The organism is Alteromonas ulvae (assembly GCF_048987005.1).
Classification (GTDB): Bacteria; Pseudomonadota; Gammaproteobacteria; order Enterobacterales; family Alteromonadaceae; genus Alteromonas.
This window is the reverse complement of record NZ_CP185261.1, coordinates 2668960-2681572: the sequence shown is the minus strand read 5'-3', so window position 1 is coordinate 2681572 and position 12613 is coordinate 2668960. Positions and strand designations below refer to the sequence as shown.

Sequence of the window (12613 nt, the reverse complement as noted above, 5' to 3'; positions counted from 1 at the left end):
TGCCAAGCTTGAAACGAACCGTAACAATTTGACTATTGATTACGGCAGCTTGGCATTGCGGTAGTGGGCTTTCCCTTTTATTCTATGTAGTGGAAAAATCAACGCAGTGGCGATGTCGCACTGCTTCACACATGGAATAATTATAATGAAACGAATAACTGCGCTGTTTAATACGGCAGCGGTGTTGCTTACATTAAACATGCTATTGAGCAGTTTTGCTAACGCAGCCGATGTTGAATACCGCCTGCCATCGTCTGTAAGCCCCACCTTTCAACGTATTCATCTAAATGTCGATCCGGATAAACCATCCTACTCGGGGACAACAGAGGTTGACGTTGTGGTAAATTCACCGACTCAAAAAGTCGGTTTTTATCAGCACGACTTATCTATTACGTCAGCTGCGTTAGTCAACGCTGAGCAATCGTTGTCGCTTAGCGTCATGGAAGGTGATTATGATATTAATTGGGGAACGGCTGATACAGTTATTAAGCCTGGCAACTACACACTTAAAATTGCGTTTGACGGCAATATAAACACCTCGTCAGACGGCATGTACCTGTCTCGTTTTGAAGAAAATAATTATATTTTTACCCAGTTTGAAGACATGCACGCTAGAAAAGCGTTTCCAAGCTTTGATGAGCCTATTTTTAAAATTCCATATCAAATGACCATAAGCGCGCCTGCCCATCAGGTAGTGGTATCAAATACGCCTGTGCTTGAAGAATCGGTAAGCGGTGGTATCAAAACCGTTCAGTTTGAAAAAACAAAGCCTATGCCGACCTACCTTATCGCTTACGCAGTGGGCCCATTTGATAGCACTGAGATGACAGGGTTGTCTGTGCCAGGTCGTATTTATGTGCCAAAAGGCTATATCGACAAAACGAAGTTCGTCATCAAGCACACCCCAGAAATACTGACGTCTTTAGAAGATTTCTTTGGCATCAAATATCCATACAAAAAAATGGATTTTGTGGCTGTGCCTAACTTCACACATGGCGCCATGGAAAATGTGGGTCTTATCACCTATCGCGATAGCCTGCTGCTTCTAGCCGATAACCCAAGTGTTACTGAACGCTCTGGCCCGCTCAACGTGATTGCTCATGAGCTTGCTCATCAATGGTTTGGTAACTTGGTCACTATGGCCTGGTGGGACGACCTGTGGCTAAACGAAGCGTTTGCTTCATGGGCTGCAAGTCACACAATGAAGACGTTATATCCGGAGTTAAACTATGCCGACCGCCTTGTTCAAGAAGGGGCTTTTGGTGCAGATGCAAGCCCAACGGTTAAGCCTGTCAAAAAAGTAGTGAAACGCCAGCCTGACGTTATGGATGGCTTGGGGCTTAATTATTCAAAAGGCGAATCGATTCTGCAAATGATTGAGTCGCTAATCGGTATCGACAGCTTCCGTGAGGGCGTGCGTAATTACATGAAAACTCACTCATGGGGTAATACGGTTGCTGATGATTTGTGGCGAGCTCTAGATGGCGTATCAGACTTTAATTTAAGTGCAATGATGAAAGCTTATCTAGAACAGCCAGGTTACCCCATCATTCACATTACTGAAGACGGCAAAGTCACTCAGTCTCGTTTCCATTTTGCTGGCGCATCGGTGGAAGATAAAACGTGGGCCATACCGCTTAAGTTGACCTACCAGCAAAATGGGGAAATGAAAAGTGAGGTTGTGTTTATCGACAAAACCACTACAACGCTTCCACAGTTAGCTGAGGCCGACTGGGTGTATCCCAATGACAATGCCACAGGCTATTTCCGCTGGTCTATTTCACCTGCACAACTAGATAGTTTGTTGGCAAATATTCAGGTGCTGAACAAGCGTGAAAAGAAAAATGTGTTGTTTAACTATCAAGCACTGTTAAATGCTGATGAGGTTGGTGTTGATAGTGTGATGAAAGTACTCAATGCGTTAAGTGTAGACGAAGATCCTGCCGTTATTCGCGCGGCCGTTGGGGTGTTGCAAGAATTCGATTACTTAGTTGATGATAGCAATCGCGATGCGTACGCGACTCTGGTTACTAAAACCTATATGCCGCTGCTAGATTCACTGAGCCTTACTCAGGCAGACGATGACTCGACAGACATTATTCGTCTTCGCAACCAGCTGTATGGCTTTCTAGGTATGTATGGCGATAGCGACAGCTTGGTTGAGAAGAGTAACGTCCTCGCCAAAAAATACATTGAAGACACGTCAAGTGTTTCCTCTGGCATCGCCGGAACGGCAATCGCTATTGCGACAAAAAATAGCGCAGATAAAGATAACGCTAAGTGGTTTAACGATGTAGTGAGCGCATTTAAAAAAGCGCAGTTGCCAAACGTAAAAAGTACGCTCATTTATTCCATGCGTTTTGACGATAAAGAGTCGGTATTCAACATGTTAGATTTAGCGTTGACCGACGAGATAACACCAGCAAACACCATGTATATGGTAGCGCGGGTGGCAAGAAATCTTGATGATCATACCTTGTTATATCAGTGGCTTAATAATAACGCTGACGCCTTGATTAAGAAGATGCCTGATTATCACGTAGCCCGTATGCCTGAATTTGTGTCTTTAAGCTGTTCTGAAGCAAACCTGACTATGGCAAACCAGTTCTATAGCAAGATTCAAGACCGTTATGAAGGCATGTCTCGGGGTGTTGAGATTATGCAAGACGAATCTCAACAGTGTCTTCGCCTAAAAACAGCGTTTCAAAGTGACTTTGATAAGTTTCTGGCGGATTACGCCAAGTAGTCGGACTTGAAATACCTAGCAGGCAACGTTGCTTGCTAGCCTGTATAAAAAAGCACCGAAAGGTGCTTTTTTATTGAGTGATGATAAGTTCTACAATCCACATAATAAACAACTCGCTGCGAATTCGCTGTCTTGTTAAAGTTTATATTTACACGCGGCTTTAAATAAACCACACTGGCTAAAGGTACAGGCTTTTTGTGTCGCTTAATTCGTAGCGCTTATTTTATAGCCTTGCTTGCAACAACACTCTGTCGATACATAATGAGGCGCTTTAATGCTAGATACCATTTCTTTTTCACAACGCCAGCGACTGGCCTACATCGATTTTTGCCTTTTATTTAAAGGTGCTATTCATCGGCAAGACCTCATCAAGCGCTTCGAGGTGGGACTGTCTGCAGGCTCTCGAGACTTTACGTTGTATAAAGAACTAGCGCCTAACAACTTGGTGTATTCAGCGCAAGAAAAGCGGTATTTTCAAACAGAATCCTTTTTGCCACTATTCGAGCACGATGCTAGACGTACGTTAGTCAAATTAGCCAATGATATTTCAGATGGCTTTGATGCCATCGGCGACATTCATTTCCCTGTAGAAAGCGCGTCATCGCTCAATGTGCCAGATATTTTTGTAGTGGCGAAGGTTGTGCAAGCTATTGTGAATCAAAAAGCCATGAGCGTGATTTATACGTCTCTAAGCAGCGGCTCAGGCACGCGAGAGCTGATTCCCCATAGTATTGTTGATAATGGACAGCGCTGGCATGTTCGTGCATTTGATAGAAAATCTCAGAGCTTTCGGGATTTTGTATTAACCCGAATTAGTAAAGTTACGTTAAAAGGTTCTCCTAATGAAAACGAGCTCAAGAGCTGTGACGAAGCATGGCAAAGAATGATCCCCCTTGAAATTGTTCCGCACCCCAAAAATATTAAATACCCTACAGCGATAGAGTTAGACTATGCCATGGAAGAGGGCGTTCTGGTGCTTCAGGTACGTGCAGCAATGGCGGGCTATTTGCTCCGAAGGTGGAATGTGGATTGCACTAAATTAGCCACTCTGAGAACAGGTGAATATCAATTATGGCTAAGAAATCATGGAAGCCTAGCAAATACAGATAACCTTGCTATTGCACCGGGCTATACTAGTGAGGAAGTTGAATATCAGTAAAATTGAGGAACACCTCTTTGTAAATTTATTTTTTCTACACAAAAAGGCTCTGCACACACAGCGAGAGAGGCAGTGATAGTAAGCGGTGTCTGCAAGGTTAATCAGGGTTTTACGAGGTCTGGGCATAATAGTGTAGCTATCATTGTTATTGTTCTCCCAAGTATTTTCTAATGCAGCTCATCAAGGTGTCTTTGTCTATAGGTTTGGTCAAAAAGTCGTTCATGCCAGCCGCCAGGCACTCCTCTTTATCCTCTGCGAACGCATTCGCTGTTAACGCAATAATCGGCGTATTTAAGTCTAAAGTGGCTCGAATAGATATGGAGGATTCAATGCCACCCATCACCGGCATGTTGCAGTCCATGAGTATGAGATCAAAGGTATGTTTAATGCAGGCCTCAAGGGCTTCTTGTCCATTTTTAACATGTATTATAGTAAAGTTTTCTCGCTGCAAGAGTGCTTTAACAATTTCTGCGTTAATCTCGTTATCCTCTGCTAGCAGTATACGCTTTTTCTTCACCTTGGCTTTTGGAGCTTCTGAAATAGGAGAAGAGCTGACTATTAATTTGCGCAAATCTTGCTCTATTTCACGTCTATTGATGGGTTTAGTATGTGAACGCCATATCGCTTCTGTTAGTGTATCGTGACCGCTCAGGCTCTCTAACTCAGCGGAAACCACAATTATTTTCGGCAAGACGTCGTGCTTACTGTTTTTCAGTTGTTCAATTAGCTCTACGCCACTCACGTTCGGCATTGCTAAATCGACAATAATAATGTCGTAATCAAAAGGCTTGTGGTTTAAAAAGTCGTTGGCCGATGAATAGCACGTACCTTCAATGTGCATAGAGGCCAAAATGTGTGTTAAATATTCTCTACTAGTTTGTAAGTCGTCTACGATGGCGCAGCGAATATTGGCTTTTGCATGCACAGCGATGTGAGGTAACTTTGCTTCTTTTGTCTTCATCGTAAAAGAAAAGGCGGTCCCTTTCCCTTTTTCCGAGCTCACGTTGATGTCACCACTCATCAGCAGCGCCAACTGTTTTGCTATACTTAAACCAAGCCCGGTTCCGCCAAACTGGCGGGTAGTAGTTTGATCGCCTTGCTCGAACTTTTGAAAAATTTTTCCAATAGCACCTTCTTCTATCCCAATCCCAGTATCGATGATATCAAACCTGAGTAAAACTGAATCGTTTGATAGGGTGTGGCTGACATTCAATGAAACGCTGCCAGATGGAGTGAATTTAATTGCGTTGCTCAGCAGGTTATGCAGGATTTGTGAAATTCGAGTCACGTCACCTTCTATAACCTGCGGAAGGCTAGGCTCTTTGTAATAGTGGAATTTTAGTCCTTTCTGATGACTAAAAACACGTTGTAACGACACCACGTCATCTAAAACTTGGAGTAGATCGACGGGCACTTTTTCTATGAGTATTTTATTTGCTTCAATCTTTGAAATATCAAGAATGTCGTTAATGATAGACAGGAGTTGAATACCTGAGCTTTTCGCTTTTTTAAGGTAGGTATTACTTTTACTAGGGTCGTCAATGGCGAGTTCGATCATACCAAAAAGCCCATTCATTGGGGTTCGCAGTTCATGACTCATGGTGGAGAGAAAATCGGACTTTGCTTGGCTCGCCCGCTTTGCTTTTTCTGCTTCATCCATAGCCACGTTTTTCAATTTAGTAAGCCGAGCTATTGAATGACGAATTTTTTTATCCATAGGTGTAAAAACAAATACGGCTTCAATGACAAGAAGAAATAATGTTATCAACCAAAGATATAGCGTAAACTTTGCAACGTTATCTACACGAGCATTGGCCTCGTTTTCAAACAGCTCTACAGCCATGTCTAAATGCTGAAGCAGCTGTGTTGAGTTCGCAATTATAGATGGTGAAGCGGACGTTCGTGCTGCATTATTTAGTGGATAGGTTGCGGAGCATTCTTCACCGGCCGCACTAGATGCTTCGGTAAGCTTGTCTCTGCCGCTTTTTACGTACGCATTAATAGCCTTATCAAGTTCCACATCTCCAAAGTACAATTCTCTATGTGCGGCTGATAAATTATCGAGGGTGATGAGCTTGTTATGGTTACTGTCGAGCTTGTCTAATGATGACGCTAAATAGCTTTTATTCTGTGTGCTTACACATTTACTGATATCTATCTTTAACAACGCTATTCTCTGAGAAAGCATCCGCTGCTGACCAGCAATGTTGATTATTTCAGCGTCATGGCGCTGGTCACTCAATAAATCGTTAATGATAAAATAGGAAAGTGATACTGCAGTGGCTGTAAGCAAAAGAGCAAAGATATACTGGGACTTTATGGTCATTACATTCGCATTCGGTAAACCTTGTCTATCAATGTAATAGACACGCATTTGATGTGCAACTTGTCAGCAGTTTAACTTTAAAAACCAATTAAAGATCAGATATCAGTTTTAAAATAGAATTCTTTGGCACTTACTGTTAGCGTTTCAACTAGGCTGACGTTCTCTCTTTGCTTTGTAAAAAACTCAATGCGCTCGGCTTACTTTCATGACTATCAGCGGTAAATGCAAAGGTTGATTTTGGCTCAACAAGCACCTTATTTAAGGGCTTTTTTGCTTGACTCTCCCATTTTTTTTGGTTATCGATTGGTTCTAGTGCTTTTTGGCTTTCTGTTAGCTCATCTTCGCTCGGCAAGCGAATTACACGGATTTTGTTGTGTTCAAAATCTTTATTGATTAACCCTTTATCGGCATAGGCATAAAGAATATCTTTGCGGGGATAAAACCCCCATTTTTCGCGGAAAAGTTGTGCGTTATGGGCAAAATCTAATAAATGATTAACGGGGCATCGCTTGAGATCCCGTGTTGGAGAGAAAACAATCGAAGGGGGACCAGCGAGTGATAAACCTATATTACGGCACTGGCTGAAAAAGTCCTCGTCGTTTAGCCCGTAACCGTCGAAGGTTTCATCGAAGCCACCGGTTTTCTCAAAGTCTGCCTTATGTATAAAAAACATTGCAGAAGCAATGCTATCGTGACTAAATTTTCCATAATTATGATCCTGTTTATTGATTAACCCTTTACTTTTTGGCAAGCCTGCTTTTTTTTGCGCATTTCTTGCTAAACATCCACTTTGCTGAAAGTTGCCATATAGATTGTCGCTTTTTCTTGTTACAGAAATTGGTCCGTGATTGCTTGTTTCGTTGTTGGCGTGTGAAAGCTCACAATATGATTGATTATGAGATGTAATTGGAATGGGATGTACCGAGGCTCTCATAATTGATGATGGAACGAGTGTTGATACAGCCTCTTTGAGAACGGTTGGTGAAAAAATAGTATCGACACTAATGTAAGCTAGTATGTCGCTTTTCGCATCAAACAGTCCCTTATTTCTTGCTTTAGCGATCGGAAGCTCGTCTTGGTTGACAAATTTGTGTTCAATGTTGAATCTATCACTGGTAATTAGCGACAAATCAGAAGGTGGAGTCATCCAAACAATAATTAATTCATCAGGAGTTGGGCAACATGCCTCAAGCTGATTAATGAAGTTACATAGCTTTTCAGTTCTGTTCTTCACTATTGTTACCACACTGACGGGTGCTCTCATTTTCACTATTCCTTTCGCATCGTTTTAAGAGAATACGTTTACTTAGCTAAGAGCGTGAACTGGATGGACTCTTATACTTTCGTCTAGAACAACTGATTCTTTTCAATAGTTAAGCAATAGTCGAACCATAGTTTAACAGTTTGTTTTATATCGTTTATTTTGTTTTTCACCCTTGAATATAGAGATGTGATGCGCATATTTGTAAATCGTAGTGAAAAAATTACAGGTAAACATTAACGAAACTACAAGGGAGGTATTTTTGTTTTATTTACACGATTAACGCTATGCGATTGTATGGTTATTTGGTAATCTGATGGAAATACTTAAGTAATTATTTTTCAATGACTTATTTACATTATTTTTAACTTGTGTGCGCGTAACTCAAGTATAATACCAAAGTGTTAGCGCTACTTTTTAACCTTAAAATGTGTCTCACACGTAAAAGTGGAAGATCATCTTTTTTATTTGTATTTTCTTTTTAATGGTGGTTAATACCGTGTCATCCCAGTCATCTGTAGAACTTCGACACTACGACAAGCAATCGCTGCGCCTTGTAGACGTTATTTCGGGTATTTCTCCTAATGCTATGCGAAGAGTGTTCGGCGGTTGGATATTTTTTGCTGCAGTGGTTGCTGTGATCGTTATTGTAGCTCCAGACTTGAGTGCACAGTTTGTTGGTCTAACGCTGTTCGTGTTGGTTGCTTTTACGCTCCTTATGTTCGGTCAAAGCAGAATTTCAGAGGGATGGCCAGCAATTATAAGCGATGACAACGTTATCGGTGTTGTTCGTGATCCCGTAAAGCGAGAATACATCTGCGTGGATAAGTCTTTAATTGTTGATGCGATACCTACGTTAATAAAGCCAAACAAAAAAGCGGTAGAAATACAGTTGCGCACCGAGCTACTTACTGATGAAGACAATGAAGTATTAAAGCAAGCCGTTTGGCCACGAGAAGGAAAATTGATAGGCCTAGCACATTTTAAACGCCGTGAGGATGCGTGTGAGAGCGTAATCTGGTGTACGAGAAAATCGGCCTCAGCGAAGTTGTAAGAAGTAAAACGGCATGTGTAGATAAAAGAGTAACCAGTACTGAAGCTTACTACACCAACCAATATTAATCATTAGGCCTTCAATCCTATTGAAAAATGCTTGCTAGCTGCTTAGAGTTAGCACTGTGTTTATGTTGCATCTACTGCGCATGCGCCTAATCAAGAACGAGCTCAGTATAAAGAGGATAATGATCTGAGCCAATGTCAGAGAGTCTCTCAAGGTTTACTAGCGCAAAATGTGAAGAGTGGAAAATATGGTCTAATGGCCATTTTATCAATGGATAATGAGCGTGAAACGTATTATAAAAGCCTCGTCCTTCTCTTGGATCTAGCAGTCCGCTAATTTTTTTAAATTTTCGAGTAGTGGGCGACCATGCCACATCATTCAAATCACCCGCAACGATAACCGGACCAACCGTTTTCGCTATTTCTTGTCCCACAATATCAAGCTCAATATCTCTTGGGCGGGCATAGTCGTTTTCTGTGGGACTTGGCGGTTTTGGGTGAAGAAACTGAAGAATGACACGCTCACCATCAACCCTAATGGCTATTTTTATTGATGGGACATCATCCTCAACTAAAAAACGAAGCGTATGTTCTTCAAATTCATACTTGCTATACAAATGCATGCCGTAAAGATTCTTTAAGGCGCAAAACTGTGTGTAAGGATACTCCTTTTCAATAGGCTTAAGCGCGCGCTCCCATTTTTCATTTGACTCTAGGGTAACCACAAAGTCTGGCGTTTTATTGTTAATATGGTCGATTAGCTTTTGATAATTGCTATTTGGCATAAACACATTACTGGAAAGAATGCTGATTGTTCTATGTTTTGGCGGGTTACTATCTTGTGATACTTCTTTACGGTAAAGCGGAGTGTAAGGAAAAATCCAAATGGCCTGATAGAGTAAACTTATGCCCAATCCCGCAGCAAGTGCAGCAAACAGCCAATAAGAAAATGAAAGATTCTCGTAGCTGAGGAGAGTGATAAGTACTGCGGCTATTAACGCTGAGAGTTGCAATCGTGGAAATTCCCAGACTCTGACTAACCAATGGGACGATGGCAATAAAGGCACAGCGCTAACTGCTATTAAGAATACCGAAAGTGATACCAGAAAAATGTCCATTAAATATCCATATTAAGTGTGTGTAATTCGCACACACTGCAGGCTAAGGCGTGTTTTGCGTTCTACGCTAACACCATACCGTATATGCTGGCTGCGTCCCCCCCTAAGTTGGAACATGTGCAAACTGTCGAGAAAGCTTGCATGCAGACCGCTCTAGGGCAGAAGTACTCTAATGGGTTAATTACTAAAGTACAACTGTGATGAGCCATACTTCGAAATCTATTGCTGTGTGAACATGTTTACTTTGTGTATAGGTTTTTCGATTATGTAATACGCTGAGAGTGTTGATGTTTTATTCCAACCGGCAGAATCAAACTGGCAAAATGAACATCAATTAACACTCTCTCTGAATAGGTAAACCCAGCCTTGATCCAAATAATAATCAGTAAAAATTGCTTTAAAGTACGCAAACTTTGCAAGTGAAACTTTTTTGTTCGTGATAGATATTTAATAAAGCCTATATTTAACAGTTAGTTAATGTTTTGGCATGAACTTGGCTAGCCCTCTCATGAGTTTCAACAAAGGAGAAATGTTATGAAACGAACAATACTATCTATTATTGTTGCTACATCATTGTCTACCGCTGCTTTTGCAGGTGATATGAAGTCAGACAGCCCAACAGATAACGCATGGGAAAAAGGTGCCAAAGACGCATGGATTGATGGCAAGGCAGAAGCTACGCTGCTGTTCAATGGTAATCTAGATTCCTTTGATATTAATACTGACGTAAAAAACGGCAACGTTATGCTAACCGGTAAAGTAGACAATTCGGTAGATAAAAAGCTTGCTGAGGAATTAGTTGCGAATATTGACGGTGTCATGTCGGTAGATAATCAGCTTTCAGTTATTGAAGATGAAGATATGGAGTCAATGACATCAAATATGTCCGACGACCTTAAAGCTGGTGTAAATGAAAGTACAAGCGAACTTACTGATGCGAAAATTACCACAGTGATTAAAACTCGCTTGCTCATGGACTCTGATATTTCGGGCTTTGACATCGAAGTAGACGTAGAAGACGGTAATGTTGTGCTTACGGGCACTGTAGACTCTGATGCCGAGGAAGACTTAGCAGTAGAGATTGCGAAGAATGCCTCTGACGTGAAGAACGTTGAAAACAACCTCAGGGTAGTAACGAAAACTGCGATGAACTAATTTCAACGTTTATTGAATTGAAAGGGGCTTGCGCCCCTTTTTTGTCCTTTTCGATAAATACTGATTTAATCCCGCTTTTTTAATGCTGCTTATCTACACCGAATCGTTAAAGTGTGTTTCTTCAGGACTAATTATTCAACATCCACTATTTTAAGCGTATTCGTTGCGCCCACTTTTTCCATTTCATCGCCATAGGTTAAGATAATACTATCGCCGCTTTCCACTAAGCCTTTTTCTTTAAGGCAAGCGATGACATCGTGTTTCAATTTACCTGGCTCACTGTTTGATGAATCAAAAAATATCGGTTGAACACCTCTATACAGCGCCATTGCGTTAAGCGTGCTTTCGTGGCGTGACATAGCAATGATTGGCAACGCTGTGGTAATGCGGGACATGAGTTTAGGCGTGGTGCCGCTTTCAGTTAATCCTACAATGGCTTTTACACTTGATAAGTGATTAGCCGCGTAAACAGCAGATAATGCTATAGATTCACTGGTAGATGAAAACTGCTGATCCATACGATGTTTGGAAATTTTAACGCTGGGATGAGTTTCTGCCCCTTCGCAAACACGTGCCATTGCTTTTACCGTTTCAATAGGAAAGCTTCCCGCCGCAGTCTCAGCAGAAAGCATTACTGCATCAGTACCATCTAATACAGCATTAGCTACATCCATGACCTCTGCTCGCGTAGGCATAGGGCTATCAATCATAGACTCCATCATTTGGGTTGCAGTGATTACCACTTTATTCAATTGACGTGACCGTGCGATAAGTTTCTTCTGAACGCCAACAAGTTCTGCATCGCCTATTTCAACACCCAGGTCGCCTCGAGCGACCATAACGGCGTCGGAGGCGCTGATAATATCGGTAATAGCGTCATCAGTAGCAACGGTTTCTGCGCGCTCTACTTTGGCGCAAATTTTCGCATAGCAGCCAGCAGCTTCCGCCAGCTCGCGAGCGTAGTTGAGGTCTGCGCCACTTCGTGGAAACGATACTGCAAGGTAATCTACACCAATGAGCGCTGCAGTTTTTATGTCTTGCTTGTCTTTTTCTGTCAAAGCCTCTGCGGATAAACCACCGCCTTGTCGGTTAATGCCTTTATTATTAGACAGTTTGCCACCAACGGTCACTTCGGTTATGACCTTACGGCCTTCGACAGCCGTTACTTTTAACTGTATGCGACCATCGTCTAGTAATAGGATATCACCTGCCGCCACATCATCAGGCAGTGCTTTATAATCTATGCCTACGTGGTTTACCGTACCTTCGTCTCGCTCAAGCTCCGCGTCTAACACAAACGTTGCACCAATCTCCAGCTTAACTGCGCCCTCTACAAAACGGGCTACGCGAATTTTAGGACCCTGTAAATCACCTAATATTGCCACGTATTTACCAAGGCTTCGCGCCGCTTCACGAACACGTTTTGCGCGCTCAATGTGGTCTTCTGCTTGTCCGTGAGAAAAGTTCATGCGAACAGTGTTTGCTCCGGCAGCAATAAGTTCTTTAATTTTCTCAAGTGAATCGGTTGAGGGGCCTAAAGTGGCAAGAATTTTAGTTCTTCTGGTCATGGGATTCCGTCGCTGCTTCTTTTAAAGAAAAGATGGGCAAAGCTGATCATTTCAACTCAATGAGCGCTGTAATCGCTTTACGTAATTTTATTACAGAATAGTAGAGTATTTTGACAAAAATGTGAACGAAAGAAAGAAAAACTGTCCACTGGCTCGACCAGTTGTCGTTATCTTTCCTCTTTAGCTAGAGACAAAAACTTGGCCGACACTTACACACAAGC

The 12613-nt window shown here is 42.0% G+C and carries 8 protein-coding genes; 4 read left to right on the top strand and 4 right to left on the bottom strand.

Annotation, left to right across the window (positions count from 1 at the left end):
- Positions 1 to 199: 199 nt before the first annotated feature.
- Entirely contained in the window at positions 200 to 2746 is a 2547-nt protein-coding gene (locus ACOJR9_RS11710) for a M1 family metallopeptidase (RefSeq protein ID WP_420936116.1), read from the top strand.
- Between the two features lie 274 nt (positions 2747 to 3020).
- Positions 3021 to 3905, top strand: coding sequence for a WYL domain-containing protein (locus ACOJR9_RS11705; protein ID WP_420933148.1), 885 nt, complete (start codon positions 3021 to 3023; stop codon positions 3903 to 3905).
- A 145-nt stretch (positions 3906 to 4050) separates the two neighbouring features.
- On the opposite strand, the gene ACOJR9_RS11700 is transcribed toward ACOJR9_RS11705, so the two are convergent.
- Positions 4051 to 6231 (bottom strand): response regulator, encoded by a 2181-nt coding sequence (locus tag ACOJR9_RS11700; RefSeq protein WP_420933147.1) that lies wholly within the window; start codon positions 6229 to 6231, stop codon positions 4051 to 4053.
- Positions 6232 to 6379: 148 nt separating this feature from the next.
- Positions 6380 to 7495, bottom strand: a complete 1116-nt coding sequence (locus ACOJR9_RS11695) for a glycosyltransferase family 2 protein (protein ID WP_420933146.1) — start codon at positions 7493 to 7495, stop codon at positions 6380 to 6382.
- 496 nt (positions 7496 to 7991) lie between these two features.
- Here ACOJR9_RS11695 and ACOJR9_RS11690 point away from each other — a divergent pair, with 496 nt between their 5' ends.
- Entirely contained in the window at positions 7992 to 8546 is a 555-nt protein-coding gene (locus ACOJR9_RS11690; protein WP_420933145.1) for a hypothetical protein, read from the top strand.
- 154 nt (positions 8547 to 8700) lie between these two features.
- Here ACOJR9_RS11690 and ACOJR9_RS11685 read toward each other — a convergent pair whose 3' ends face one another.
- Positions 8701 to 9669, bottom strand: a complete 969-nt coding sequence (locus ACOJR9_RS11685; protein ID WP_420933144.1) for an endonuclease/exonuclease/phosphatase family protein — start codon at positions 9667 to 9669, stop codon at positions 8701 to 8703.
- Positions 9670 to 10203: 534 nt separating this feature from the next.
- Here ACOJR9_RS11685 and ACOJR9_RS11680 point away from each other — a divergent pair.
- Positions 10204 to 10824 (top strand): BON domain-containing protein, encoded by a 621-nt coding sequence (locus ACOJR9_RS11680; RefSeq protein ID WP_420933143.1) that lies wholly within the window; start codon positions 10204 to 10206, stop codon positions 10822 to 10824.
- Positions 10825 to 10955: 131 nt separating this feature from the next.
- Here ACOJR9_RS11680 and pyk read toward each other — a convergent pair whose 3' ends face one another.
- Complete coding sequence (pyk, locus tag ACOJR9_RS11675) at positions 10956 to 12392, bottom strand: pyruvate kinase (protein ID WP_420933142.1); 1437 nt, start codon at positions 12390 to 12392, stop codon at positions 10956 to 10958.
- Between the last annotated feature and the right edge of the window lie 221 nt (positions 12393 to 12613).

Excerpts from the sequence above, each read along its gene's own strand:
- ACOJR9_RS11710 (WP_420936116.1), top strand. The coding sequence starts at position 200 with ATGCTATTGAGCAGTTTTGCTAACGCAGCCGATGTTGAATACCGCCTG.
- ACOJR9_RS11695 (WP_420933146.1), bottom strand. The coding sequence starts at position 7,495 with ATGAGAGCACCCGTCAGTGTGGTAACAATAGTGAAGAACAGAACTGAA.
- ACOJR9_RS11700 (WP_420933147.1), bottom strand. The coding sequence starts at position 6,231 with ATGACCATAAAGTCCCAGTATATCTTTGCTCTTTTGCTTACAGCCACT.
- ACOJR9_RS11685 (WP_420933144.1), bottom strand. The coding sequence starts at position 9,669 with ATGGACATTTTTCTGGTATCACTTTCGGTATTCTTAATAGCAGTTAGC.
- pyk (WP_420933142.1), bottom strand. The coding sequence starts at position 12,392 with ATGACCAGAAGAACTAAAATTCTTGCCACTTTAGGCCCCTCAACCGAT.
- ACOJR9_RS11705 (WP_420933148.1), top strand. The coding sequence starts at position 3,021 with ATGCTAGATACCATTTCTTTTTCACAACGCCAGCGACTGGCCTACATC.
- ACOJR9_RS11680 (WP_420933143.1), top strand. The coding sequence starts at position 10,204 with ATGAAACGAACAATACTATCTATTATTGTTGCTACATCATTGTCTACC.